Origin of the sequence: Streptomyces sp. NPDC059008 (assembly GCF_042749045.1) — a bacterium.
Lineage (GTDB): Bacteria > Actinomycetota > Actinomycetes > Streptomycetales > Streptomycetaceae > Streptomyces.
In genome coordinates this window covers 1-24,073 of sequence record NZ_JBHYJC010000015.1, presented here as the reverse complement: position 1 = coordinate 24,073, position 24,073 = coordinate 1, and the positions used below count along the sequence as shown (strand labels likewise).

At 73.7% G+C, this 24,073-nt stretch carries 24 protein-coding genes; 17 read left to right on the top strand and 7 right to left on the bottom strand.

The genetic code is table 11. The features are described from left to right. Positions 1 to 117 precede the first annotated feature (117 nt). Entirely contained in the window at positions 118 to 1,239 is a 1,122-nt protein-coding gene (locus ACFWZH_RS19470; RefSeq protein WP_384432229.1) for a hypothetical protein, read from the top strand. On the opposite strand, the gene ACFWZH_RS19465 is transcribed toward ACFWZH_RS19470, so the two are convergent. Further along, positions 1,240 to 3,423, bottom strand: coding sequence for a prolyl oligopeptidase family serine peptidase (locus ACFWZH_RS19465; RefSeq protein ID WP_384432227.1), 2,184 nt, complete (start codon positions 3,421 to 3,423; stop codon positions 1,240 to 1,242). Between the two features lie 267 nt (positions 3,424 to 3,690). Between ACFWZH_RS19465 and ACFWZH_RS19460 the strand changes: the two genes are divergently transcribed. The 9 genes from ACFWZH_RS19460 (at position 3,691) to ACFWZH_RS19420 (ending at position 13,090) form a co-directional block, all read left to right on the top strand. Continuing rightward, positions 3,691 to 3,885 (top strand): hypothetical protein, encoded by a 195-nt coding sequence (locus ACFWZH_RS19460; protein ID WP_384432225.1) that lies wholly within the window; start codon positions 3,691 to 3,693, stop codon positions 3,883 to 3,885. Positions 3,886 to 3,995: 110 nt separating this feature from the next. Further along, positions 3,996 to 4,979 (top strand): N-acetyl-1-D-myo-inositol-2-amino-2-deoxy-alpha-D-glucopyranoside deacetylase, encoded by a 984-nt coding sequence (gene mshB, locus ACFWZH_RS19455; protein WP_384432222.1) that lies wholly within the window; start codon positions 3,996 to 3,998, stop codon positions 4,977 to 4,979. After that, positions 4,976 to 5,524, top strand: coding sequence for a DUF6113 family protein (locus ACFWZH_RS19450; RefSeq protein ID WP_384432220.1), 549 nt, complete (start codon positions 4,976 to 4,978; stop codon positions 5,522 to 5,524). The genes mshB and ACFWZH_RS19450 overlap by 4 nt, the downstream gene beginning before the upstream one ends. A gap of 215 nt (positions 5,525 to 5,739) precedes the next feature. After that, complete coding sequence (locus tag ACFWZH_RS19445) at positions 5,740 to 7,950, top strand: hypothetical protein (RefSeq protein ID WP_384432218.1); 2,211 nt, start codon at positions 5,740 to 5,742, stop codon at positions 7,948 to 7,950. A 234-nt stretch (positions 7,951 to 8,184) separates the two neighbouring features. Further along, positions 8,185 to 9,183: an ABC transporter ATP-binding protein gene (locus ACFWZH_RS19440; RefSeq protein WP_384432215.1), complete on the top strand. Its 999-nt coding sequence runs from the start codon at positions 8,185 to 8,187 to the stop codon at positions 9,181 to 9,183. Beyond that, positions 9,180 to 9,917: an ABC transporter permease gene (locus tag ACFWZH_RS19435; protein WP_384432212.1), complete on the top strand. Its 738-nt coding sequence runs from the start codon at positions 9,180 to 9,182 to the stop codon at positions 9,915 to 9,917. The genes ACFWZH_RS19440 and ACFWZH_RS19435 overlap by 4 nt, the downstream gene beginning before the upstream one ends. A 42-nt stretch (positions 9,918 to 9,959) precedes the next feature. Further along, positions 9,960 to 11,216 (top strand): sensor histidine kinase, encoded by a 1,257-nt coding sequence (locus ACFWZH_RS19430; protein ID WP_384432209.1) that lies wholly within the window; start codon positions 9,960 to 9,962, stop codon positions 11,214 to 11,216. Positions 11,217 to 11,226: 10 nt separating this feature from the next. Beyond that, the gene (locus ACFWZH_RS19425) at positions 11,227 to 11,832 is read left to right on the top strand and encodes a response regulator (protein ID WP_384432206.1); all 606 of its coding nucleotides are present in this window, start codon (positions 11,227 to 11,229) and stop codon (positions 11,830 to 11,832) included. A gap of 88 nt (positions 11,833 to 11,920) precedes the next feature. After that, positions 11,921 to 13,090: a PP2C family protein-serine/threonine phosphatase gene (locus ACFWZH_RS19420; protein WP_384432203.1), complete on the top strand. Its 1,170-nt coding sequence runs from the start codon at positions 11,921 to 11,923 to the stop codon at positions 13,088 to 13,090. Here ACFWZH_RS19420 and ACFWZH_RS19415 read toward each other — a convergent pair. Together ACFWZH_RS19415 and ACFWZH_RS19410 are read right to left on the bottom strand one after the other, a co-directional pair. Continuing rightward, positions 13,083 to 13,991 (bottom strand): tetratricopeptide repeat protein, encoded by a 909-nt coding sequence (locus tag ACFWZH_RS19415; RefSeq protein WP_384432200.1) that lies wholly within the window; start codon positions 13,989 to 13,991, stop codon positions 13,083 to 13,085. The genes ACFWZH_RS19420 and ACFWZH_RS19415 overlap by 8 nt on opposite strands. A 13-nt stretch (positions 13,992 to 14,004) precedes the next feature. Further along, positions 14,005 to 15,066, bottom strand: a complete 1,062-nt coding sequence (locus ACFWZH_RS19410; RefSeq protein WP_384432197.1) for a GNAT family N-acetyltransferase — start codon at positions 15,064 to 15,066, stop codon at positions 14,005 to 14,007. Positions 15,067 to 15,207: 141 nt separating this feature from the next. Here ACFWZH_RS19410 and fdxA point away from each other — a divergent pair, with 141 nt between their 5' ends. Beyond that, positions 15,208 to 15,528: a ferredoxin gene (fdxA, locus tag ACFWZH_RS19405; protein ID WP_006346810.1), complete on the top strand. Its 321-nt coding sequence runs from the start codon at positions 15,208 to 15,210 to the stop codon at positions 15,526 to 15,528. 196 nt (positions 15,529 to 15,724) lie between these two features. Next, the gene (dapC, locus tag ACFWZH_RS19400) at positions 15,725 to 16,858 is read left to right on the top strand and encodes a succinyldiaminopimelate transaminase (RefSeq protein WP_384432193.1); all 1,134 of its coding nucleotides are present in this window, start codon (positions 15,725 to 15,727) and stop codon (positions 16,856 to 16,858) included. A 76-nt stretch (positions 16,859 to 16,934) separates the two neighbouring features. On the opposite strand, the gene ACFWZH_RS19395 is transcribed toward dapC, so the two are convergent. Further along, complete coding sequence (locus ACFWZH_RS19395; protein WP_384432190.1) at positions 16,935 to 17,372, bottom strand: ATP-binding protein; 438 nt, start codon at positions 17,370 to 17,372, stop codon at positions 16,935 to 16,937. Positions 17,373 to 17,684: 312 nt separating this feature from the next. Further along, positions 17,685 to 18,614 (bottom strand): heavy metal transporter, encoded by a 930-nt coding sequence (locus ACFWZH_RS19390; RefSeq protein WP_384432187.1) that lies wholly within the window; start codon positions 18,612 to 18,614, stop codon positions 17,685 to 17,687. Between the two features lie 40 nt (positions 18,615 to 18,654). Between ACFWZH_RS19390 and dapE the strand changes: the two genes are divergently transcribed. Beyond that, entirely contained in the window at positions 18,655 to 19,746 is a 1,092-nt protein-coding gene (dapE, locus tag ACFWZH_RS19385) for a succinyl-diaminopimelate desuccinylase (protein ID WP_384432184.1), read from the top strand. Between the two features lie 124 nt (positions 19,747 to 19,870). After that, the gene (locus tag ACFWZH_RS19380) at positions 19,871 to 20,620 is read left to right on the top strand and encodes a TIGR00730 family Rossman fold protein (protein ID WP_384432181.1); all 750 of its coding nucleotides are present in this window, start codon (positions 19,871 to 19,873) and stop codon (positions 20,618 to 20,620) included. A 52-nt stretch (positions 20,621 to 20,672) separates the two neighbouring features. On the opposite strand, the gene folP is transcribed toward ACFWZH_RS19380, so the two are convergent. Then, positions 20,673 to 21,533, bottom strand: coding sequence for a dihydropteroate synthase (gene folP, locus ACFWZH_RS19375; protein WP_384432178.1), 861 nt, complete (start codon positions 21,531 to 21,533; stop codon positions 20,673 to 20,675). A gap of 92 nt (positions 21,534 to 21,625) precedes the next feature. Between folP and ACFWZH_RS19370 the strand changes: the two genes are divergently transcribed. Together ACFWZH_RS19370 and ACFWZH_RS19365 are read left to right on the top strand one after the other, a co-directional pair. Then, positions 21,626 to 22,039, top strand: coding sequence for a DivIVA domain-containing protein (locus tag ACFWZH_RS19370; RefSeq protein WP_384432175.1), 414 nt, complete (start codon positions 21,626 to 21,628; stop codon positions 22,037 to 22,039). Beyond that, positions 22,036 to 22,641, top strand: a complete 606-nt coding sequence (locus ACFWZH_RS19365; RefSeq protein WP_384432172.1) for a DNA-3-methyladenine glycosylase I — start codon at positions 22,036 to 22,038, stop codon at positions 22,639 to 22,641. Before ACFWZH_RS19370 ends, ACFWZH_RS19365 begins: the two co-directional genes overlap by 4 nt. A gap of 43 nt (positions 22,642 to 22,684) precedes the next feature. On the opposite strand, the gene ACFWZH_RS19360 is transcribed toward ACFWZH_RS19365, so the two are convergent. Further along, on the bottom strand, positions 22,685 to 23,485 hold the full coding sequence (locus ACFWZH_RS19360; RefSeq protein ID WP_384432169.1) for an enoyl-CoA hydratase/isomerase family protein: 801 nt from the start codon (positions 23,483 to 23,485) through the stop codon (positions 22,685 to 22,687). A gap of 323 nt (positions 23,486 to 23,808) precedes the next feature. Here ACFWZH_RS19360 and ACFWZH_RS19355 point away from each other — a divergent pair, with 323 nt between their 5' ends. Further along, on the top strand, positions 23,809 to 23,976 hold the full coding sequence (locus ACFWZH_RS19355) for a DUF3117 domain-containing protein (RefSeq protein WP_003985072.1): 168 nt from the start codon (positions 23,809 to 23,811) through the stop codon (positions 23,974 to 23,976). Positions 23,977 to 24,073: the final 97 nt, after the last annotated feature.

The following is a 24,073-nucleotide window of genomic DNA, read 5'->3' as shown; positions in this document are numbered from 1 at the left end:
TACTCCGTTCGGGGCTGTTGTCCCGACGCCGGGAGTCGAGTAGACCTGCGGTGGACGCCTCGTATACCGGGGCGCCGTGGACGACCCTGGTACTTCGACACGGACGGGGGGCGGGCCGTGTCCACAGTGCGGGATCGCGATCTCACTCGCGGCGCGCGCCGCGCCGGTGCGCTGGTCTGCCTGCTGCTCGCACTGCTCAGCGCGGGCTGGATCGCCCGGGACCTCACCGTCGCCCGGCACGGCGCGGACGTGTGGTGGACCTGGCTCGGGGACGCCCGCCGGCCCCGGGAGGACACCGCCTGGGCCACCTCGCCGCTCGACCCGCTGCTGGTGCTCGGCGCCCTCGCCACGGCCGTCGCGGTGCGGCGCGCCGCGGTCCCCTCGCCCGTGGCCTCCGGCGCGCTGCTCTCCCTCGCCCTCGCCACCGCCCTGCTGCGCACCCCCCTGACCTGGACGCTGGGCGCGGGCCGGCTGCCGGGTCCGGACGGCGGGCTGACGGCGCAGGCGCGGGCGAGCGCCCTCGTCCAACTCGCGCTGGCCGTCGCGCTGCTCGCGGTGGTCGTGGCGGACCGGCGGGGCGGGCGGGCCGGCCGCCATACGAGGCGCCCGGCGCGCGGGCTGGCGGCGGTGGCCTCGTCGGCGTACGGGGTCGTCCACGCGGCGCCCCACGGGGCCGACGCCGGGCCGCCCGGGCGGCCGCGCAAGGGGCCGGCCACCGCCGCCGCCGTCCTCCTGGCCACCGCCGGGGCCGCCGTCGCCGGGTGGGAGGTCCACTGGTGGGCGCGGATCGGCGGGGACGTCTACCGCAAGGGGCTGCTCGGCGACGCGTCCGTCTTCGGCGCCCTGCTGCAGCCCCCGGTGCACTGGCATGCGCTGGCACTCGCGCTGCTGGCCCTGGGGGCCGCGGCCGCCGCGCTGCGCCAGGCGTCCTGGGCCCGGCCCGCGGCGCTCACCGCCGCCGCGCTGCTGGCCGTGCACGGCGCCACGGCGCTCGCCTTCGCCGGCCGCACCGGGCAGTTCGGCCGCCTCGCCGCGCTGCCCGCCGGGGCCCGGCTGGAGCTGGCCACCGCGGCGTTCGTGACGGCCGCCGGGCTGACCGCGCTCATCGCGGCGGCCCGCCCCGGCGTCCCGGACGCCTCCGCGGACGCGGACGACGTACGGGCGTACGGCTCCGCGCCCGATGCGGCGCGGCCGCCGCACGCCCCGCCCCCGCCGTCGACCCTCCCGCCCGGCTGGTGATCAGACGCGCATCCCCAACGACCGCTTGAGGAAGTCGACCTGGAGCAGCAGCAGGTTTTCGGCCACCTGTTCCTGGGGTGTCATATGGGTCACCCCGGACAGCGGCAGTACCTCGTGCGGGCGGCCCGCCGCCAGCAGCGCCGAGGACAGCCGCAGCGAATGCGCCACGACCACGTTGTCGTCCGCGAGGCCGTGCACGATCAACATCGGACGGTGCGGCTCCACCGCCTGGGACAGTCCCTCGTCCGTGATCAGCGAATTCTCCGCGTAGACCGCCGGCTCCTCGTCCGGGTGGCCGAGGTACCGCTCCTGATAGTGGGTGTCGTACAGGCGGAGATCGGTCACCGGTGCGCCCACCACCGCGGCGTGGAAGACGTCGGGCCGGCGCAGCGCGGCGAGCCCGGCGAGGTAGCCGCCGAAGGACCAGCCGCGGATGGCCACCCGGTCCAGGTCGAGGGGGAAGGATCCGGCCAGCGCCTGCAGGGCGTGGACCTGGTCGTCCAGCGCGCACTCCGCGAGGCGCCGGGAGACCGACTTCTCCCAGGCGGGGGAGCGGCCCGGGGTGCCCCGGCCGTCCGCGACGATCACCGCGAACCCCTGGTCGGCGAACCACTGGGAGGTCAGATGGGCGTTGTGCGAGGCGACCACCCGCTGGCCGTGCGGACCGCCGTACGGGTCCAGCAGGACCGGCAGCGGACCGTCGCCCTCCGCATACCCGCCCGGCAGCAGCACCGCGCACGGAATCTCCCGCTCCCCGGCCAGGACGAGGCGGGGCCGGGCGGTCAGCGCCGGCTCCTCGGCGTACGAACCGATCGTGGCGAGGGTCTTCTCCCCGCCGTCGGGATCCAGCCGGATGACGTCCACCTGGGTGCCCGGGCGCTCCAGCGAGGTCTGGGACAGCACGGTCAGTGCGCCGCCGCGCACCGCGGAGGACACCGTCGGATAGGGGCGCTCGCCCACCCGCTCCCAGCCGCCCTGGTCGCCGCTGCCGCGGAACCAGGCGCGGTAGACGCCGATGTCGTGCAGGTCGGTGCCGCTCGCGGAGAACAGCACGTCCTCCTCGCCGATGTCCAGTACGGCCCGCACGTGCAGCGGCGCCCCGGTCAGCGGCCGGTCGCCGACGAACAGCTTGCGTGCGCCGCCCTCGTCCGCGATCCGCACCAGCCGGCCGTCCGGCGTCCAGGCCGGCACGCCGGGGAACGGCTCGACCCACGCCTCGTCCTCGTCCTCGTGCACCGTGCGGGTCGCGCCGGTCGCGGTGTCGACGGTCAGATAGCGCTGGTCGCGCTGGTCGCGGGCCTGGACCAGCAGTACCGGGGGGCCGGCCGCGGACCAGTGCACGCGCGCCAGATAGGGGTAGCGCCCGGTGTCCCAGGTGATGTCCGTGCGCGAGCCGTCCAGGCCGAAGAGCGCGAGGGCGACCTCGGCGTTGGCGGTGCCCGCCGCCGGGTAGGCGACCCGCGCCGGTTCACGGTCCGGATGGGCCGGATCGGAGATCCACCAGCGCCGCACCGGTGCCTCGTCGACCCGCGCGGCCAGCACCGCGTCGCTCTGCGGCGACCACCAAAAGCCCCGGTAGCGGCCCATCTCCTCGGCCGCGATGAACTCCGCGAGGCCCCAGGTCACCTCGGGGCCGTCGGGCTCGGCCAGCACCCGGTCCGCCCGCGCGCCGCCGGCCGCGGCCCCGTCGTCCGACGTCGCGGTGCCGTCCACCGCGACCACCCGCAGCCGGCCCTCGGCCACGAAGGCGACATGCCGTCCGTCGGGCGAGGGACGGGGGTCCACCACCGGCCCCTGGACCGGGAGTTCGCGGGTGGTGCCGGCGCGCAGCTCGGAGACGAACAGCCGGCCGGACAGCGAGAACGCCGCCAACTCCACGGCGGAGTCCGCCGCGTAGCCGACGATGCCGGCCGAGCTCTCCCGGCTGCGCTCGCGGCGGGCCCGCTCCTGCGGGGGAAGGTCCTCCTGCGCGCCGGCCAGCAGGGCCCGCGGGTCGGCGGCCGTGAACTCCCGCCCCTCTTCCAGGTCGAGCACCCACAACTGCTGACTGCGGTCGGTGCCCGAAGCGGAACGGAGGAAGGCGACGCGCATGCCGTCGGGGGAGATGCTGTAGCCGCGCGGTGCGCCCAGGGTGAAGCGCTGCGTACGGGCATACTGCCGCGGAAACGAAGGCTGTCCGGTCATGGGCCGAGCCTAAGGGTTGTCCGGCCGGTCGGGGCCGGACCGGCAGCGAGGTGCCGGGGCTCACCGAAGTCGCGCTCGTGAAGATCGTGTGCGCCCCCACTCTGCTCCTGTGCTCCGACTTATGCGCTAGCGCGGAAAGTTATGATCCCTTGCGCGTAGTGGGTACGGGGTAAAGAGCCCTTGGCATACCCCGGTGGACGGGTCCGTGGACACGGTCCGTGCACCATCAACTCTGACCGGACCGTGTGTACTTGGAGGTGAGCCGCCGTGGCACTCTCGATTTCGGCGGTGGTGCTGCTGGCGATCATCGTCTTCTTGCTGGTCAAGAAGTCCGGACTGAAGGCCGCGCATGCTTTTGTCTGCATGCTGCTGGGCTTCTATCTGGCCAGCTCGTCCGTCGCGCCGACGGTCAAGTCGCTGACGACGAATGTCGCCAGCATGATCGGCGGTATCAAGTTCTGAGCCGTCTTCGGGCCGGCTCGCCACCACCGCGCCCGCACTTCGCCCGGCCGCCTGGCGGGCGAGCGGGATCGCATGGTGAGGGCGGGCCGGTCGGCTCGTAGGCTGTCGGCATGACCGCCCCGTCGCCTCTCACCGCCTCCGGCAGGGACGCCGCGCCTCGCCGCGACGCCCCCGCCCGCCGTCTCCTGCTCGTCCATGCCCACCCGGACGACGAGTCGATCAACAACGGCGTGACCATGGCCAGGTACGCGGCCGAGGGCGCGCAGGTCACCCTCGTGACCTGCACGCGCGGCGAGGAGGGCGAGGTCATCCCGCCCGAGCTGGCGGCTCTCGCGCCGGACCGTGACGACGCCCTCGGCCCGTACCGCGAGGACGAGCTGGCCGCCGCGATGACGGCCCTGGGCGTCGACGACCACCGCTTCCTCGGCGGGCCGGGCCGCTACCGCGACTCCGGAATGATGGGCGCCCCCCAGAACGAGCGGCCGGACTCCTTCTGGCAGGCCCCGCTCGACGAGGCCGCCGCCGACCTGGTGGCCGTCATCCGTGAGGTCCGCCCGCAGGTTCTGGTCACCTATGACCCGGATGGCGGATACGGGCACCCCGACCACATCCAGGCGCACCGCGTCGCCATGCGGGGCGCGGAGCTCGCCGCGTGGGCGGACTTCCGGCCGGAACTGGGCGCCGCGCACGCGATCGCGAAGATCTACTGGAACTGCAACCCCCGTTCCGTGGTGGAGGAGGGCTTCGAGCGGCTGCGCGCGGCCGGGCGAGGCTTCCCGGGGATCGCCGCCGTCGACGATGTGCCCGGCGTGGTGCCGGACGCCGAGGTCACCGCGTCGATCGTCGGCGATGTGGCGCAGGTGGCCGCGAAGACCGCGGCGATGCGGGCGCACTACACCCAGATCGCGGTCGACGGGCCGTTCTTCGCGCTCTCCAACGACCTGGGGCAGCCGCTGTTCGCCACGGAGCACTATCGGCTGGTGCACGGCGCGCCGGGCGCCCCGGCCGGCGCGAGGGAGGACGATCTCTTCGCGGGTATCGGCGAAATGGTGGGTATGCAGGAGAGTGCCCGGATTGAGGAGGTGGCCGAATGAGCGCGGCCAAGGGCGGCGACGGCGGCGCGTCCGCCGGCAAGAGGGACGCGGGCGCGTCCGCAGGCAAGGCGCGGCGGTCCCGGGCGGGTTCGGGCGGTACGTCCGGCGCCCGGCCCCCGGCGCGGTCCGGCGGCCCTGTGGCGCCGACCGCCGGTTCCGCGTCGACCGCACCGCTGACACCCGGTCGGATCGGCCTTTATGCGCTGCTTCTGGTCGCGGGCGTGCTGGTCGCGATCGCCGGCACGCTGGTGCAGGCGGCCTGGTTCCCCGGCGGGCTGGTGCTGGCGCTGGGCGGGGTCGGCGGGCTGTTCTACGGGGGCGCCAGGGCGACCGGCACGCCGGCCGGTGTGCTGGCGCCCGGTGCGGCCTGGCTGGTGACCGTCTTCCTGCTGCTCGGCGAGGTGCGGCCGGAAGGTGACTTCCTCTTCAGCCCGGGGGCCGGGTCGTACATCTTCCTGCTGGGCGGCATCCTCGCCGCTGTGATCTGCGCCACCGCTGCCCAGGTGCGCGCTACGGGCCTGCGGTACGGCCGAGTTGGCGGATGACGTGGCACATAACGGGACGGATGCCATGCCGGCGCGGGTGAGCGGCCCGCGCGCGGGGGTATCGCCCGTGGCGGCGGTCTTCGTACGCTCCCCGGGTGTCCGCCCGCGGCGGACAGTATGGTGGTGCGCGCCGTCGCGCCGCCCTGGGGGCACCCCTCGGCCTCGGGCCGGGGAACATCTCTGACGAGCGGCGGAGCCAACCGGGAGAACCTGCTTTGAGTCGTGAATCTGACAGTTCGTCCTCCGGCCCTCAGGGCCGTGGCGCAGCCGCGTACCCGTCAGGGACGCCGCCGTACGGCTCGCCCAGGGGAGACGCCGACGAGGCGCTGGCGCCCGGTGCCGCGGCGCGCCCGGAGGAGCCCAAAACCGAGACCACGCTGACGACGCGGATCAAGATCAACATTCCGGGTTCGCGTCCCATCCCGCCGGTCGTCGTGCGCAAGCCGGTCGGCGAGGAGTCCGGCAAGAACGGACCGGCCGCCGCCGGAGGTTCCGCCGCGCCCCGCGGAGCGACCCGCCCCGTGCGCGGCGCCGAGCGGAGCGCGGAGCGCACGGCGAACACCCCCCGGCCCGACGCCCCGGCGGACGAGGCCACCGCGGGCGGTCCGTCCGAGAAGACCAGCGACTGGTTCGCACCGCGCAAGGCGCAGGGCGGTCCGTCCGGTTCGTCCTCGACCACCGGGACCCATGCGGCGCCGACCGCCCCGGGCGGTGCCACCCCGCCGCACGGAACCCCGGGTGCCACGCCTCCGCAGCGCCCCGACCTGCCGTACTTCTCCGACGCGCCGGCCCCGCAGGGCGGCCCGGCACCGTTCGACGGCGGTCCCGGGCACAGCGGTGCGTCGCCCTTCGACGGCGGTCCGCGCGGCGCCTCCTCGCCGTTCGACGGCGCCGCGCACGGCGGTCCACGGGGCGGCTCGCCGTTCGACGGCGCGGGCCCCGATGACGGGCCGGCGTTCGACGCCCCCACCGGACTCGCGCGCGACCACAGCCCGTTCGACGCCCCGACGGGCCCCAGCGGCCCGACGACCGGGCCGGCCCGCGGCAGCTCCGCGCTCAACCTCCCGCCCGGCTTCAGCGATCCGCTGGCCGGCAGCGGCGGCAGGCCCGGAATCGGCGACGACACCGCGGAGCTGACCCCGCAGCCGCCCGCGCCGCTCGCCGGGCCCGGCAGCGGCCTCGGCCCGGGCGGCGGTATCTCGGGCGGGCTGCCGGGCGGACAGTCCGCCGCGGTGCCCGGTGGTCCGAAGGGCAAGCGCGGGGCGAAGAGCGCCCCCGTGGGCGGCCCGCAGGGCGGCGCCCCGGCCGGCCGTGACCGGGTGTCCGGCGACACTCTGGTCAGCGGCATCCCGGCGACCCCCGGGGCCGACGGACCGTCGCCCCGTTCGCCGTTCGCGGCCACCCCGCCCGGTGAGGGCGACAGCGCCGCGCCGAAGCCGCGGCCCAAGATCCCCGAGCCCATCAACCCGCCCAAGAAGGGCCGCAACAAGCTCGTCCTCGTGGGCGTCGCGGTCGTGGTCCTGGCCGGTGTGGCCTACGGCGCCGGTCTGCTGCTCGACCACGCCGACGTGCCCAACGGCACCACCGCGCTCGGTGTCGACATCGGCGGCACCACCAAGGAAGAGGCCGTCAAGAAGCTGGACGCCGCGCTCAAGAACAGCCGCACCGCGCCGCTCAAGCTCACCGTGGACGGCAAGGCCGTCACCCTCCAGCCGGCCAAGGCGGGCCTGGACGTCGACACGCAGGCCACGGTCCGCGACGCGGCCGGCCGGGACTACAACCCGGTCTCCGTCATCGGGTCGCTGTTCGGCGGCACCCGTACGGCCAAGCCGGCGATGATCGTCGACGACGAGAAGCTGCAGGTCGCGCTGGCGAACGCCGCCGGGGCCGGGGGCGCCGCCGAGGACGGCGGGATCACCTTCGAAAACGGCAAGGCGGTGCCGCACTACGGCGCGCCCCACAAGGCCGTCGACGTCAAGGCGTCCCAGCAGAAGATCGCCGACGCCTACCGCAACCGCATCGAGACCGGCACCGACACGCCGGTGGTGCTCGCCGCCAGCACCCAGCAGCCGCAGGTCAGCAAGGCCGCGGTGGACAAGGCGATGAAGCAGTACGCCGAGCCCGCGATGCTGGGCCTGGTGACGGTCCGTACGGACGCGACGCACACGGTCTCCTTCAGCCCGCAGAAGTCCATCCCGAAGTTCCTGTCCTTCAAGATCGGCAGCAACGGCGAGCTGGTGCCGTACTACGACCGGCCGGCCCTCAAGGAGCTCTACGGCGACACCTTCAACGGTGTGCTGCTGACCAAGGGCGACGGTTCCAAGAAGCCGGTCTCCGTCGAGGAGGTGGCCAGCGCGGTCGGCAAGGCGCTGCAGGGCACCACCCCGGCCGAGCGGATCCAGACCATCGGAGCGGACGCGGGCTGACGCACGGCCGGCGGTCGGCCGCACGCCGGCCGACGGCAGGCCGCACGCCGGCCGACGGCCGTGTGCCGATCGACCGCCACACGCGTGAAACCGCAGGTGAACAGGCCCCCTGGGGGTCTTCTCGAGCAGCACCCCGAGAAGACCCCTAGGGGGCCTCACCCATGACAGATGTCATGGCGGAGTGCGGACGATCGGCACTGCCGCGCGCCGGGCGGATCCCGGAAGCTGAAGAGCATGACGACCGCAGCGACCACCACAGCCACCACCGCCGAGGAGGCGGGCCGGGCGCCCGTGGTCAGCTTCCGTCAGGTCAGCCGGAGTTACGGCGCGGTGCGCGCGGTGGCCGACCTGAATCTGGAGCTGTATCCGGGCGAGACCGTCGCCCTCCTCGGCCCGAACGGCGCCGGCAAGTCCTCGACCCTCGACCTGCTCCTCGGGCTGCGCACCGCCGACTCCGGCAGCGTGACCCTGTTCGGCACGAGCCCGCAGCGCGCCATGGAGCAGGGCAGGGTCGGCGCGATGCTGCAGAGCGGTGGCCTGATGGAGGGCGTCAAGGTCAAGGAGCTGGTCCGGCTGGCCCGCGATCTGCATCCGCGCGGCTACCCCCTCGACCAGGTCCTGGCCACCGCCGGCATCGCCGACATCGCCGACCGCATGGTCGACAAGCTCTCCGGCGGCCAGGAGCAGCGGGTGCGCTTCGCCCTGGCCACTGCCGGTGTCAACGACCTGATCGTGCTGGACGAGCCGACCACCGGCATGGACGTCTCGGCCCGGCAGACGTTCTGGGGCGCGATGCGCCGGCAGGCCCGGCAGGGCCGTACGGTCCTCTTCGCGACGCACTACCTCGAAGAGGCCGACGAGATCGCCGACCGGGTGATCGTGCTGCACCGCGGCCGGGTGCTGGCCGACGGCACCGCAGCCGAGATCAAGGCCAGGGCCGGTGCCCGCCGGGTCAGCTTCGACCTCGACGAGCCGGTCGAGGTCGACGCCCTCTCCGGCCTGCCGTTCCTGACCTCACTGACGGTGTCCGACAGCGGCTCGGCCGCGGGCTCCGGCCGGCGGACGGTGCGCCTGCAGTCCCAGGACGCCGACGCCACCGTCCACGCCCTGTACGCCCTCGGCCTCTACCCGCGGCATCTGGAGGTCTCCGGCCTCGGCCTGGAGCAGGCCTTCCTCGCCCTCACCTCGGCGTCCGACGCGACCCCCACCACCGCCGAGGAGGCGGCCCGATGACCACCCTGATCAAGCTGGAGATCATCCGCGCCCTGCGCAACAAGAAGTTCATGTTCTTCTCGGTGATCTATCCGCCGGCGCTGTACCTGATCATCGCCGGCGGCGCGGACAGCAGGCCGATCCCCGGTATGAAGCTGGACATGGGGCTCTACTACATGGTCTCCATGGCGGCGTTCGGCGCCATGACCGCCGTGCTGCTGGGCAACAGCGAGCGCATCGCCAAGGAGCGCGAGAAGGGCTGGGTGCGGCAGCTGCGGCTGACGGCCCTGCCCGGCCGCGGCTATGTCGCCGCGAAGATAGCCGCGGCGGCGACGGTCAGCCTGCCCTCCATCGTGCTCGTCATGATCGCCGGCGCGGCGGTCAAAGGCGTCCGGCTCGCGGCCTGGCAGTGGGCCGCGATCGTGCTCGGCACCTGGCTCGGCAGCTTCGTCTTCGCCGCGCTCGGCGTCGCCATCGGCTACCTCGCCACCGGCGACGCGGTCCGCCCGATATCGATGCTGGTCTACTTCGCGCTGGCCTTCCTCGGCGGCCTGTGGATGCCGCTGACGATCCTGCCGCAGTGGGTGCAGAACATCGCCGAGTGGCTGCCCACCCACGCCTACGCCGCGCTCGGCACGGCGGTGGAGGCCGGCACCGCCCCGCACGGGAAGGACATGGCCATCCTCCTCGGTTACCTTGTTCTCTTTGCCGGCGGTGCGGCCTGGCTGTACCGCAAGGACGCCCGCGCGGCGTGATCACGGATGAGTCGATGGTGGGGCGGGCAGGCCGGATGCGCGATGACTGAGCCGGGGACCGAACGCAACCCCGTCATGATCGGGTCCCCGCCGCGCAACCGCCGGCAGGCGATGACCAAGTCGCTGTGGATCGTCATCTGGTTCCTGTACCTGTCCGGGCCCGTCGGGCAGCTGCTCGACGGCGAGCTGTCGGCGCGGGGCGAGGCCCTGGGGTGGACGGGCCTCTCGGCCTTCATCGCCGTCTACTTCGCCGTGGTCTTCCGGCACATGGTCCACGCCCCGCTGCGCGGGACCGTGGTGCGGGCGATGGTGGCCTTGCTCGCGCTGCTCGCCGGGCTGCTGTCGTGGACCCTGGGCCCCAACTGGCTGGTGCTGTTCACCTTCGTCTGTGTCGCCTGCGCGGTGACGCTGCCGTTCCGGCTGTCGCGCTGGGCCATCCCGGCGCTGACGGCCGCCCTCCTGGCGATCGGCCTGCGCTACGAGGACACCCGGGTCTACCTCTTCGCCTACGCGCTGCCCTGCCTCCTGAGCGGCTTCGCCATGGTCGGCGTGCAGCATCTGATCCGCACGACCGCGCAGCTGCGCGAGGCCCGCGAGGAGGTCGCCCGGCTGGCCGCCAACGACGAGCGGCTGCGCCTCGCCCGCGATCTGCACGACCTCCTGGGCCACTCGCTCTCCCTGATCACGCTCAAGAGCGAGCTGGCGGGGCGGATGCTGCCGGACAAACCGGCCGACGCGGCCCAGCAGGTCGCCGACATCGAGCGGGTCAGCAGACAGGCGCTGGTCGACGTCCGCGAGGCGGTCACCGGCTACCGCCGCCCCCGGCTCGCCGTCGAGCTGGCGGGCGCGCGGGCCGCGCTGCGCACCGCCGGCGTCACGCTCACCGTCGACCCCGCCCTGGAGGGCGCCCGCCGCGGGCTCGCGGCCGACGAGGAGGGCGCGCTGGCCTGGGCGTTGCGCGAGGCCGTCACCAACGTCGTACGGCACAGCGGTGCCCGCCACTGCGAGCTGCTGCTCACCGAGGAGTGGGAGGCCGACGAGCGCCGCTCCCTGTGCCTGGCGGTGCTCGACGACGGCGCCGGCCCGCCCCGCACCCAGCACGACGGCAACGGCCTCAGCGGCCTGCGGGAACGCCTGGCCCTGGCCGACGGCCGCCTGGAGACCGGCCCCGCCCCCCGCGGCCGCGGCTTCGCCCTGCGCGCCTACGTCCCGATGGCCGCCCCCGCCCCTTCCGGGACCCCGACCCCGGCCGACGAGGGTGTACGGGGCACGGGTGGGGCCGTGGGCGGGGAGCTCTAAGGTGGCCGTCATGATCAGAGTGCTGCTGGCCGAGGACCAGTCGATGGTCCGGGAGGCGCTGGCCGCGTTGCTGTCGCTGGAGGAGGACCTGGAGGTCGTCGCACAGGCGGCCCGCGGGGACGAGGTGCTGCCGGCGGCGCGGGCGCAGGACGTCGATGTCGCGTTGCTGGACATCGAGATGCCCGGCATCAGCGGGCTGGACGCGGCGGCCGCGCTGCGTGCCGAGCTGCCCGCCGTGAAGATCGTCATCCTCACCACCTTCGGCCGCCCCGGCTATCTGCGGCGCGCCATGGAGTCCGGCGCCGACGCCTTCCTGGTCAAGGACGCCCCGGCGGCCCGGCTCGCGGACGCGGTACGCCGCGTGCTGCGCGGTGAGCGGGTCATCGACCCGGCCCTGGCGGCGGCCGCGCTCGCCGACGGGGCCAGCCCGCTGACCGCGCGCGAACGGCAGGTGCTGCGGACGGCCGCCGACGGCTCCACCAACGCCGAGATCGCCCACGCCCTGCATCTGTCCCAGGGCACGGTCCGCAACTACCTCTCCACCGCCATCCAGAAGACCGGCGCCCGCAACCGCGCCGAGGCGGTCCGCACGGCACGCGACAAGGGCTGGCTCTAGGAGTCGCTCCGATCCCGCCCCTCCGGCCCCACGGGCGCGGGACCTTCGTCCCTGTGCGGTGCCGGGTGGCTTCGCGCAGGCTGGAGGTGTGACGGCCGCCAACCGAGGCACAACGAGCGATCGCCGCGCCACCGCGCTGCTGATCCTCGCGATCCTCGTCGTCACCGTCCTGGACGCGACGACCGGCCCGGAGCTGCACATCTCGGCCTTCATGGGCATCGCCCCGCTGTACGCCGCGCTGCGCTGCTCCTACCGCCACACGCGCCTGGTGGCGGCCGTCTTCGTGGTGTGCCTGACCTACGTCGACATCTTCACGGTGCCCGACTGGGCCCCGGCCAGCCGGGTCGTCGGCATCTTCGGGGCGGTCCTGGTGGCGGTCTTCTCCCTGGTGCTGTGCCGCACCCGGCTGCAACGCGAGGCGCTGCACGCCCGCACGAGCCTGGTGGCCGACACGGTGCAGCGGGCGATGCTGCGCGAGCTGCCGCTGAGCGCCGGGCCGGTCGAGGCGTACGGCTTCTATGTCTCCGCCCAGGAGGGCGCCCGGGTCGGCGGTGACATCTACGAGGCCATCGACACCCCCCACGGGCTGCGGCTGATGATCGGCGACGTACAGGGCAAGGGCATGCCGGCGATCGGCGCCGGCCTGGAGGTGCTGGCGTCGTTCCGGGAGGCCGCGCAGTACCAGGACTCCCTGGAGTCGGTGGCCGAGCGCATGGAGAGCGCGCTGACCCGCTACAACACCCGCTCCGTCGAGCAGGGCACCGACGAGCGCTTCGTCACGGCGCTGCTGATGGAGATGCGCGACACCCCCACCGGGCCCCGGGGCCGGGTGCTGTCCTGCGGCCACATCCCGTACTACCTGGTGCGCGCGGGCACGGTGTACGAACGCCGGGACGGCGAGGGCGGGCTGCCGCTGGGCCTGGGCCCGCTCAGCGCCGAGCCGCGCCGCGCCGTCCGGGTCCTGCCGGAGCCGGACGACTGGGTCGTGCTGTGCACCGACGGCGTCACCGAGGCACGCGGCGCGGACGGCGAGTTCTACCCGCTGGCCGAGCGCCTGGCCGGCTGGACCGGCCTGGAACCGCCCGAGCTGGCCCGCACCCTCCGCGCCGACCTGGAGTCCTTCACCGGCGGCCAACTGCTGGACGATGCGACCGTACTGGTCGTCCGGCGCCGGACGCGTCTTATGGGACTCGCGGCCGGGGCCCCCGTCACGGAGCTTCCCCGGCTGACGCCGGGCCTGCCGCCGCAGCTCAGTTGAGCATGGCGCGGGCCGCGGCGGCCTCGCGGCGGATCGCGTCCGCACCGGCCGGCTCGACGGCCTCCACCACCCGCGCGTACTCCTCCAGCTCGGCCGCCCCGGCGAGGAACTCGCCCCGCTGGACGAGCAGCCGGGCCCGCTCATGGCGCAGCCGCGCCGGATGGCTCGGCAGCAGCAGCGACAACTCCAGCGCCCACAGCTGCACCGCGCTGTGCTCCGGGCGAGCCTGCGCCCAGGCCCGGATGTTGTTGAGCACCCGCAGCACGACGTCCAGCGGGCCGGCGGGCTCGATCATCTGCTCGGTCAGTCGTCCACCGGTCGCCCCCGCGACCAGCAGTGCCGCGTCGTCATCGGTGAGCGGCCGCCCGCCCGCGAACGGATCGGCCAGTACGTGCGCCCCGTACGGGTCGCCGAAGCCGACGACGAAGTGCCCCGGCAGCGCCACCCCGTACACGGGTGCGCCGGCCCGCCGGGCGACCTCCATCCACACCACCGACAGCAGGATCGGCAGGCCCCGGCGGCGCCGCACCACCTCGTGCAGCAGCGAGGACTGAAGCCGCCGGTAGTCGGCCGGGGAGCCGCCGAAGCCGCAGCGGGTGCCGAGCAGCTCGGCGAGGTTGCGGGCCCAGGCGCCCGGGCCGCTGTCAGAGGGGCAGCGCGCAGCGCTTCCGGCCGGGGCGGTGGTCGGGCGACGGGCGGGCGCGTAGGGCAGCAGCCCGGCCAGGCGGTCCAGTTCGATCTGGACGTCGTCGATGCCGCGCTCGTCCAGCCCGGGGTCGGCCTCGGCGCCGATCAGCAGGCACAGCAGCGCCAGGTCGGGCGCCTTCGCGCGCGCGGCCTCGGCGAACAGCCGCCGCCGCGCGGCACGGGCGGCCTGTTCCGGCTCGGGTTCCTGGGGCATGGGGGGTACTCCGTCAGTCGCGGCCGCCCGGCAGGGCACGCCGGTAGTGGTAGCCGTGGTGGTCGCTGAAGCCGAGCCGCTCGTAGAACGCCAGGGCGCCCGCGTTGTCCGCCTCGACCTGCAGATACGCCGCGGAGGCCCCCTCGTCCAGGGCCCGCTCGGCGAGGGCCGCCATCACCAGTGTGGCCAGTCCCTGCCGCCGCAGGGCCGGGTCCACCTCCAGCGCCGCGAACCCCGCCCAGCGCCCGTCGACGACCAGGCGGCCGATCGCCGCCGTCCCGCCCTCGGCGCCGCGCACCGTGGCGAACCACACCGAGGGGCCGCCGGTCAGCACCGCCCGCGCCTGGTCGGTGGGAGCGTCGCCGGTCCGGTTGTACAGGGCCAGCCACTGCGCGCCCGCCTCCCGCGACAGCGTGACGCGGGCGGTGTCGGCCGCGGTGTCCGCGAGCGGTGCCAGCGCCGAGATCAGGACCCTGGTGTGCGCCTCGTCGCGCCAGCCGCGCCCGGCCAGCTCCGCGGCCAGCTCCTCGTCGGTGTCCGCCCGCCCGGTGGCGACCACGATCACCGCCGGCAGCCCGCGGTCGCCGTACCACCGCTCGACCCGCTCAAGGGCCTCGTCCAGTGGGAGGCCGGGGTCCCCGAGGGGCAGTACGGAGTTGGCCCGGCGGGTGAACCCCCCGGAGGCGCGTAGCGTCCACTCCCCGAGACGTTCGGTCTCGACAGCCGGCCAGCCGCGGGCCGCGACCTGCTGGAGCTCCCGGGTGCCGGCCGCCGGCACCCTTCTGCGGGCCGGTGCCATCCAGAAGGGGCGCGAAGCTCCTTGAGGGGTGGTGGTCGGGCGACGGGTGGGCACGACCTTCGCCGCGACCAGCGAGGATTCCTCGATCCGCACACACTCGCCGCTGCGCCGTGTGATGCTCAGCACACCCTGTTCCCACGATGTGAGAACGCCGACCGCGTCCGTGAACGCCGCCTCCCCGGGCCCACCCCCCGTCCGACGCCGGACGGATACCCTTTTGCCCACGTCAGCACGGGTGATACGGACTTCCGCGCGACCGCCGGCCAGGAATTCCATCGCTCAAACCGCCCCTCTTGTTCGTCTCGTGCCCGGGAACGGAGATACTAGGTGGCGGGCATCGACGACGCCGCGCTCCCGCGCGCCCAGCGGCGGTACCGCCAATCGGTCCCGCCGGCCCTACCGAGGAGGAACGACAGCGTGACCTACGTCATCGCGCAGCCTTGTGTCGACGTCAAGGACAAGGCGTGCATCGAGGAGTGCCCGGTCGACTGCATCTACGAGGGCTCCCGGTCCTTGTACATCCACCCGGACGAATGCGTCGACTGTGGCGCCTGTGAGCCGGTCTGCCCGGTCGAGGCGATCTTCTACGAGGACGACACCCCGGAGGAGTGGAAGGACTACTACAAGGCGAATGTGGAGTTCTTCGACGAGCTCGGCTCGCCCGGTGGCGCCAGCAAGCTCGGCCTGATCGAGCGGGACCACCCCTTCGTCGCGGGGCTGCCGCCGCAGAACCAGTAACGACCCGAGGGCCCAGGAGGGAGCCTCGCCGCTCCCTTCCGGCCTCCGACGTCGTCAGCGGTCGCACGGCGCCGCCCCGGACCCGTACGGCCCCGGCCGTACGGCTTCGACCTGCCTCGGTCCCGTACGGCCTTCCGCCGTACGGGACCGAGGCGTATCCGCCGGGCGTCCCGGCACCACCGAGAAAGAGAGCACCGTGGGCGCAGCCTCCACCCCCCAGCCCGAATCCTCCCGGGAGTCGCTCCGCGACCGGCTTCCCGTCTTCCCGTGGGACCGGCTGGAGCCGTACAAGACCACCGCCGCCGCGCACGCCGACGGGATCGTCGACCTGTCCGTCGGCACCCCCGTCGACCCGGTCCCCGCCGTGGTCCGCCAGGCGCTGACCGCGGCGGCCGACAGTCCGGGCTATCCGACGGTGTGGGGGACGGCCGAGCTGCGCGACGCGCTCACCGGCTGGGCCGCCGACCGCCTGGGCGCCCGGGGCCTGGCGCACACCAACGTGCTGCCGGTCGTCGGCTCCAAGGAGCTGGTGGCCTGGCTGCCGACCCAGCTGGGTCTGGGCGCCGGCGACAAGGTCGGCTACCCGCGCCTGGCCTACCCGACGTACGAGGTCGGCGCCCGCCTGGCCGGCGCCGAGCCGGTCGTCTACGACGACCCCTGGGACCTGGACCCCGACGGCCTGCGACTGCTCTGGCTGAACTCGCCGTCCAACCCCACCGGCCGGGTGCTGGGCGCCGAGGAGCTGCGCCGCACGGTCGCCTGGGCGCGCGAGCACGGTGTGCTGCTCTTCAGCGACGAGTGCTACCTCGAACTGGGCTGGGAGGCCGACCCGGTCTCCGTGCTCCACCCGGACGTCTGCGGCGGCTCACCGGACGGCATCGTCGCCGTCCACTCCCTCTCCAAGCGCTCCAACCTCGCCGGCTACCGCTCCGCCTTCCTCGTCGGCGACGCCGCGGTCCTCGGCGACCTGCTGCAGATCCGCAAGCACGGCGGCATGATGATCGCCGCGCCCGTCCAGGCCGCCACCGTCGCCGCGCTCGGTGACACCACCCATGTTGCCGAGCAGCGTGCGCGCTACGCCCGCCGGCGCGCCGCGCTGCGCGGCGCCTTCGAGGCCGCGGGCTTCCGCATCGAGCACAGCGAGGCGTCGCTCTACCTCTGGGCGACCCGCGACGAGCCCTGCTGGGACACCGTCGGCGAGCTCGCCGAGCGCGGCATCCTCGTCGCCCCCGGCGAGTTCTACGGCCCGGCGGGGGAGCGGTTCGTACGGATCGCCTTCACCGCCACCGACGAGCGGGTCGACGCCGCGGTGCGCCGCCTGGCGAAGTAGGCCCGCACACGCGTGCGCGGGGGCCCGGGGAGAGCGAACTCCCCGGGCCCCCGCGCGTGCTTCGCCGGCGGTGCGGTCAGCGGCCGACCGGCAGCCCGCCGAGCAGGGCCTGACCGGCGAGGCCCATGGCCGCGTCGACCGGCAGCTTGTTGGTCGTGATGCCGTCCTTGGTGAACGGGCGGGCCGTGCCCTCGGCCTTCTGCGCGGCACCGTGGGTGATCGGCAGGACCTTCTTGACGGCGGGGGCCGCGGTCTCGACGAGCGCCGGGGCGAGCTTGGTCACCGCCTTCTTGCCGGTCGTGTTCAGCACACCGGCGCCGTCGTGCGCGGCGTGGTCGAGGGCCTTGTTGGTGTTGCGGGAGTCCAGGGGTGCGGTGAGCCCGCCCACCAGGTCGGGCGCCTTGGCGGGCAGTGCCGCGGCGCTGGCGGTACCGGCCGCACCGACCACGGGAGCGGCACCTGCTGCGACGAGCAGGGCGGCTCGGGCGATCCGACGCGTAACGGGGAGGGACATGGTGCTCCTTTTACGGAGAGGGACTCGTACTTCTGACAGATGTGCCATGTCCGCCGGGCGGACGCACTGACTACCGCTTCAGACCCCCGAAGGTTGCGGTGAATTAAGGTAAAGAATTGGTAACGCGACACATATTCGGCCGTGGCGGAAGGTGCTCGATATGTGCGCGCGGCGCAGCGGGCGGAAGCGTCACGGGCCTTCTGGCGCAAGGGAATTGGCGGTGCGCACGGCCTTTGTGATCTCAATTCCCCTTACCGCGGGGGAAATTACCGCCGCCCGATCGGCAGCGCACTCAAGGGGAACTCTGCGGACTTATTGCGCGGTGATAATACGAACGTCGCGCCCGGCCTTCGCCGCGCCGTCCGGCTTACGCTGCCAGCCCTTGTCCGCATCGGCCGCCGACCACGTCCGGCCGGCATAAGTGATCTGTTCGATGCGCAGTTCCGCGGAGTGCGCCATCGCCCACACGGCCAGCTCCCAGCCGCGCCGCGAGGCGTCGCCCGCCGCCACCGGCCCGACCGGCCGCACCGGAACCGTCAGACCGCGCTCGCCGCCCGCACCGCGCCCCGCCGAGCCCGTCGTCCGCGGCAGCACCTCGGGCCCGAACTCCCGCACCAGCTTCTCGCGCACCTTGGCCGCGCCGCCCGCCTTGCTGTCCACCGGGCGGCTCTCGGTGCAGGTCATCGCACCCCCGTCGCGCCCGGTCAGCGCCCCGGTCAGCCGCGCGGCGTTCGCCTCGTGCTTGGCGTACGCCTGCGGATAGCCGCTGCGCTGCACCTTCTGCGCGGCGACGGTCAGCGGCAGCCGGGAGTAGCCGGGAACCTTGGCCAGGTGCCGGTAGAACTCCCCTGCCGAGTAGACCGGGTCCATGATCTGCTTCACGGTGCCCCAGTCCTGGGAAGGCCGCTGCTGGAAGAGCCCGACCGAGTCCCGGTCGCCGAAGTCGATGTTGCGCAGCCCCGACTCCTGCATCGCGGTCGCCAGCGCGATGGTCACCGCCCGCTCCGGCAGCCCGCGCGAGGAGGCCACCGCCGAGATCGTCGCGGCGTTGGCGGCCTGCTCGGGGGAGAGCTCGTAGTCCTTCTCGTCGCCCTGGGCGCGCACCGTGCAGCGCGGTGCCCCCGGGCCGCCGGTCACGTACTGCACCACCAGATAGCAGGCGAGTCCGAGCAGGACGGCGAAGGCCGCGGCGGTACGCCAGAGGCGCTTGCGGCGGCGGGGGGCTGCGGGCTGGGCGGACACGAGCCCACCGTACTGGAGTGCTGCGGATAGGGTCGGTCCCATGGAGCGCTCCACACACCACCCCGCCCTGGACCTGTCGCTCGACGCCGCGCAGCTGACCGCGCAGCTCGTCGACTTCCCCTCCGTCAGTGGCGAGGAGGCGGACCTGGCCGACGCCGTCGAGCACGCCCTGCGCGCACTGCCGCATCTGACCGTCGACCGGTACGGCAACAACGTCGTGGCCCGTACGCACCTGGGCCGCGCCGAGCGGGTGGTGCTCGCCGGACACCTCGACACCGTCCCGATCGCTCAGAACGTCCCGTCGCGGCTGGACGAGGACGGCGTCCTGTGGGGCTGCGGCACCTGCGACATGAAGTCCGGCGTCGCCGTCCAGCTGCGGATGGCCGCCACGGTCCCCGCGCCCAACCGCGACCTGACCTTCGTCTTCTACGACAACGAGGAGGTCGCCGCGCACCTCAACGGCCTGGGCAAGGTCGCCGAGGCGCACCCCGACTGGCTCGCCGGGGACTTCGCCGTCCTCCTGGAGCCCTCCGACGGCCAGGTGGAGGGCGGCTGCCAGGGCACCCTGCGGGTCCTGCTGCGCACCACCGGGGAGCGCGCGCACTCCGCCCGCAGCTGGATGGGCGCCAACGCGATCCACGCGGCCGCCCCGATCCTGGCGAAGCTCGCCGCGTACGAGCCGCGCCGCCCCGTGATCGACGGCCTCGAATACCGCGAGGGCCTCAACGCCGTACGCGTCGAGGGCGGTGTGGCCAACAACGTCATCCCCGACGCCTGCACGGTCACCGTCAACTTCCGCTACGCGCCCGACCGCACCCCCGACGAGGCCATCGCGCACGTCCGCGAGGTCTTCGCGGACTGCCCGGTGGACGAGTTCGTCGTCGACGACCACTCGCCCGGTGCGCTGCCGGGGCTCTCCCACCCGGCGGCCAAGGCGTTCATGGAGTCCGTCGGCGGCAGGGCGATGCCCAAGTTCGGCTGGACCGACGTGTCCCGTTTCAGCGCCCTGGGCGTCCCGGCCGTCAACTACGGTCCCGGTGCCCCGCTGCTCGCGCACAAGAAGGACGAGCGGGTCGAGGTCGAGCGCGTTCTGCACTGCGAGGAGCGGCTGCGCGCCTGGCTGACGGCCTGAGCGCCCGCCCGGCGTCCAAGGGACCGGTCGCCCACCGATCCCGTACGAGCCGAATTCCCCTGCTGTGCACCTGGGCGGATCTAGGCTGAAACGGCAAACGATCTGTCTGCGGAGGGAGTACGTCATGGCCAGTCCCGAGGGAGCGCCGGTCCCCGAGGAGCAGCGGCTGGGGCCCGTTCTGCGCCGTCACGACCAGGTGCAGGCGGGCACCACGGACCAGCGGCTGCTGGACTCCGAAGGCCCCTCCGAGTGGGTGCACACCGACCCCTGGCGCGTGATGCGCATCCAGTCCGAGTTCGTCGAGGGCTTCGGTGCGCTGGCCGAGCTGGGCCCGGCCGTCAGCGTCTTCGGGTCGGCCCGTACGCCGCGCGACTCCAAGGAGTACGACGCCGGTGTGCGGATCGGGCGGGCGCTGGTCGACGCCGGGTTCGCGGTGATCACCGGTGGTGGCCCCGGTGCCATGGAGGCCGCCAACAAGGGCGCCAACGAGGCCGGCGGGACCTCGGTCGGGCTGGGCATCGAGCTGCCCTTCGAGCAGGGCATGAACGACTATGTGAACCTCGGCGTCGACTTCCGCTACTTCTTCGTCCGCAAGACGTGCTTCGTGAAGTACGCCCGCGGGTTCGTGGTGCTCCCCGGCGGCCTCGGCACGCTCGACGAGCTCTTCGAGGCGCTCACCCTCGTCCAGACCCGCAAGGTCACCCGCTTCCCGATCGTGCTGTTCGGCACGGCCTACTGGAGCGGCCTGATCGACTGGCTGCGCGACACCGTCATCGCCGAGGGCAAGGCGTCGATGCACGATCTGGAGCTGTTCCACCTCAGCGACGACGTGGACGAGGCGATCGCGCTGGTGACCAAGGAGGTCGGGATCTGAGGCCGCGGCGGCCCTGAGCCGCCCGGGGCGGTCCAGGGCCGGTGCCGGCGGCTCAGGCCAGTCCCCGGCGGGCGACCGCCGGGGGCCGGTGGCCGGCGATGGCGGCCACCATCTCCAGCACCTGCCGGGTCTCGGCGACCTCGTGGACGCGGTAGACCTGGGCGCCCAGCCAGGCCGACACGGCGGTGGTCGCCAGCGTGCCCAGCACCCGCTCCTTGACCGGCTTGTCGAGCGTCTCGCCGACGAAGTCCTTGTTGGACAACGAGACCAGCACCGGCCAGCCGGAGTCGGTCATCTCGCCCAGCCGGCGGGTCGCCTCCAGGCTGTGCCGGGTGTTCTTGCCGAAGTCGTGCCCCGGATCGATCAGGATCGCGTCGCGCCGGACGCCCAACTCCACGGCCCGCTCCGCGAGTCCGAGCGTCACCCGCAGGATGTCCGCCATCACGTCGTCGTAGGTCACCCGATGCGGGCGGGTGCGCGGCTCGACGCCGCCCGCGTGGGTGCACACCAGGCCGACGTCGTACCGCGCCGCGACCTCGGCCAGCCGCGGATCGACGCCGCCCCAGGCGTCGTTGAGCAGGTCCGCGCCGGCCTCGCAGACCGCCTCGCCGACCTCGGCCCGCCAGGTGTCCACGCTGATCACCACATCGGGGAAGCGCCCGCGGACCTCGGCGACGAAGCCGACCGTGCGGCGGGCCTCCTCCTCGGCGCTGACCTCCTCTCCGGGGCCGGCCTTGACGCCGCCGATGTCGATGATCGCGGCGCCGTCGGCCACCGCCTGCTCCACGCGGGCGAGCGCGGGCTCGTCACGGAAGGTGGCGCCCTGGTCGTAGAACGAGTCCGGGGTCCTGTTGACGATGGCCATGATCACCGGCTCATGCGCCTCGAACTCGCGTTTCCCCAGCCGCAGCATTCCCTGACTTCCTCTCCGTGGTCCGGGAGCGACCCTAACTGTCGGACCCGCATGGCACGATCGAGGCAGGCACATAGTCCGGGGAGTTGGTCGTGTTCTGGTTCTTGCTGATCGCGATGGTCGTGGTGGTGGCCGCGGTCACGCTCGTGGTCGTCGGCGGCGGTGACGGCGGTGGGCTGCGGGATTCCGAGCCGGACCGGCTGTACGACCCGCTGCCCGAGGACCGCCCGGTGGCCCGCGCCGACGTGGATGCCGTACGGCTGGCGGTGACCGTCCGCGGCTATCGGATGAACGACGTCGACGACGTCCTGGACCGCCTGGGCGCCGAGCTGGCCGAGCGCGACGCCCGGATCGCCGAGCTGGAGGCGGCCCTGGCCGGCGCCCATGCCGCGGCCATCGGCGGCCCGGGGCTGATCGAGGGCGGCCCGCAGCCGAGCGCGGCCCCGGACCCGTCCGCCGGCGCCCCCGAGCCACCCCGGCGCGGGGAAGGCGAGGAGCGGGCATGAGCGGTGTGGTGACCGAACCGGACGGCCTCGCGCGCTGCCCCTGGGGCATGGCGTCGGAGCAGATGGCCGACTACCGCGCGTACCACGACACGGAGTGGGGCCTGCCGGTCCACGGCGATGACGCGCTCTTCGAGCGGATGACCCTGGAGGCCTTCCAGTCCGGGCTCTCCTGGATCACGATCCTGCGGCGCCGCCCCGGATTCCGTGCCGCGTTCGCCGGTTTCCGGATCTCGGCGGTGGCGCGGTTCACCGAAGCGGACGCCGAGCGGCTGCTCGCCGACCCCGGCATCATCCGCAACCGCGCCAAGATCGCCGCGACGATCAACAACGCCCAGGTCGCCGCCGGGCTGGCCTCCGGCGAACTGGACGAGCTGATCTGGTCCTACGCCCCCGACCGGGCCGGCCGGCCCGTGCCACGCACCGTCGCGGACGTCGCGCCGGTGACCCCGGAGTCCACGGCGCTCGCCAAGGAGCTCAAGAAGCGCGGCTTCCGCTTCGTCGGCCCGACCACCGCCTACGCGATGATGCAGGCGTGCGGCCTGGTCAACGACCATCTGGCGGACTGCCATGTGCGCCGGGCCGTGGAGGCGGCGGCCGGCTGACCGGGCCGGCCGGCCCGCGCGGCCGGCCGGATCGCCCGGCGGCTCAGCGGCCCAGGTAGACCGGCTTCTCCTTCTTCACGAACGCCTCGACCGCGATCCGGTGGTCCTCCGACGCCCCGGCCCGGACCTGCAGTTCGTCCTCCTTGCCGAGGGTCTCGGCGAGCGAGTGCCCGGCGCTGTAGGCCAGCGACTCCTTGATCGCGGCGTAGGCGGCGGTCGGCCCCTGGGCCAGCCGGCGGGCGACGGCCGCGGCCTCCTGCGCCAGCTCGTCGGCCGCTACGACCTTGTTGGCGATGCCCAGTTCGTACGCCTCCTGGGCGCTGATGCTGCGCGGGAAGAGCAGCAGATCGGCGGCCCTGCCATGGCCGATCAGCCGGGGCAGCGTCCAGGACACCCCGGAGTCGGCGGTCAGCGCGACGCCGGCGAAGGAGGTGTTGAAGGACGCGGAGTCGGCGACGACGCGGTAGTCGGCGGCGAGCGCGAAGCCCGCACCGGCGCCCGCGGCGACCCCGTTGACGCCCGCGACCACGGGCTTGGGCATCTCGGTCAGCGCCGTCACGATCGGGTTGTAGTGCTCACGCACGGTGTTCATGGTGCCGCCGGAGCCGTTCGCCCGGTCCTGCGCCAGCAGGCCGATGTGCTCCTTGAGGTCCTGGCCGACGCAGAAGGCGCGCCCGGTGGCGGTGAGCAGCACGGCGCGTACGGCGGGGTCGGCGGCGGCCTGTTCCAAGGTGTCCCGCAGCAGGACCTTCGCCTCGATGTTCAGCGCGTTCATCGCGTCGGGGCGGTTGAGCGTGATCGTCGCGAGTCCGTCGGTCACGTCGTAGAGCACGGTGTCGGCCATAGTGGGAGTCCCCTCCGTCGCGGCTCGGACTGCTCGGCAGCGGCAGTCAGCGCTCAGGATGCCGGAGATCATCGGCGGTTCGCATGTGACGTACATCAAAGAAAGCGGGCGCGTCGGGCACCGGCGGGCGGAGGAGTATCGCAGCCACCTCCCCGAATTGGGTGGGTTTGAGAGAGCGCGTTGCCGAAGGGATGCTCCCCGATGTTGGTCATCGGGTCGTTCGATGCGGGATAATGGCCTGGAAGCAATGTGTTCGATGCCGGTGACACGTGCCTATTCGGGCCGTCGGCTGAGATGAGCTGGTTTCAGGAAGGGGAACGAGCATGGCGGCCATGAAGCCGCGGACGGGTGACGGCCCGCTCGAGGTGACCAAGGAGGGGCGGGGCATCGTCATGCGCGTTCCGCTCGAAGGCGGCGGGCGGCTCGTCGTCGAGCTGACCCCCGACGAAGCCAAGGCCCTGGGTGAGGCCCTGGAGAAGGTCACCGTCTGACAAGGGCGGAGAAACCGGCGGATTCCCGGGGCTGACCCGGTAGCACCAGCCGACATTCATTACCCCGGCCCCGGCACGCGGCGCGCACGACAGGCCC

Bases quoted from the DNA above. Each gene is read 5' to 3' on its own strand.
- ACFWZH_RS19465 (WP_384432227.1), bottom strand. From the start codon at position 3,423: ATGACCGGACAGCCTTCGTTTCCGCGGCAGTATGCCCGTACGCAGCGC.
- mshB (WP_384432222.1), top strand. From the start codon at position 3,996: ATGACCGCCCCGTCGCCTCTCACCGCCTCCGGCAGGGACGCCGCGCCT.
- ACFWZH_RS19450 (WP_384432220.1), top strand. From the start codon at position 4,976: ATGAGCGCGGCCAAGGGCGGCGACGGCGGCGCGTCCGCCGGCAAGAGG.
- ACFWZH_RS19440 (WP_384432215.1), top strand. From the start codon at position 8,185: ATGACGACCGCAGCGACCACCACAGCCACCACCGCCGAGGAGGCGGGC.
- ACFWZH_RS19435 (WP_384432212.1), top strand. From the start codon at position 9,180: ATGACCACCCTGATCAAGCTGGAGATCATCCGCGCCCTGCGCAACAAG.
- ACFWZH_RS19430 (WP_384432209.1), top strand. From the start codon at position 9,960: ATGACTGAGCCGGGGACCGAACGCAACCCCGTCATGATCGGGTCCCCG.
- ACFWZH_RS19425 (WP_384432206.1), top strand. From the start codon at position 11,227: ATGATCAGAGTGCTGCTGGCCGAGGACCAGTCGATGGTCCGGGAGGCG.
- ACFWZH_RS19415 (WP_384432200.1), bottom strand. From the start codon at position 13,991: ATGCCCCAGGAACCCGAGCCGGAACAGGCCGCCCGTGCCGCGCGGCGG.
- ACFWZH_RS19410 (WP_384432197.1), bottom strand. From the start codon at position 15,066: ATGGAATTCCTGGCCGGCGGTCGCGCGGAAGTCCGTATCACCCGTGCT.
- ACFWZH_RS19395 (WP_384432190.1), bottom strand. From the start codon at position 17,372: ATGTCCCTCCCCGTTACGCGTCGGATCGCCCGAGCCGCCCTGCTCGTC.
- dapE (WP_384432184.1), top strand. From the start codon at position 18,655: ATGGAGCGCTCCACACACCACCCCGCCCTGGACCTGTCGCTCGACGCC.
- ACFWZH_RS19380 (WP_384432181.1), top strand. From the start codon at position 19,871: ATGGCCAGTCCCGAGGGAGCGCCGGTCCCCGAGGAGCAGCGGCTGGGG.
- folP (WP_384432178.1), bottom strand. From the start codon at position 21,533: ATGCTGCGGCTGGGGAAACGCGAGTTCGAGGCGCATGAGCCGGTGATC.
- ACFWZH_RS19365 (WP_384432172.1), top strand. From the start codon at position 22,036: ATGAGCGGTGTGGTGACCGAACCGGACGGCCTCGCGCGCTGCCCCTGG.
- ACFWZH_RS19360 (WP_384432169.1), bottom strand. From the start codon at position 23,485: ATGGCCGACACCGTGCTCTACGACGTGACCGACGGACTCGCGACGATC.
- ACFWZH_RS19355 (WP_003985072.1), top strand. From the start codon at position 23,809: ATGGCGGCCATGAAGCCGCGGACGGGTGACGGCCCGCTCGAGGTGACC.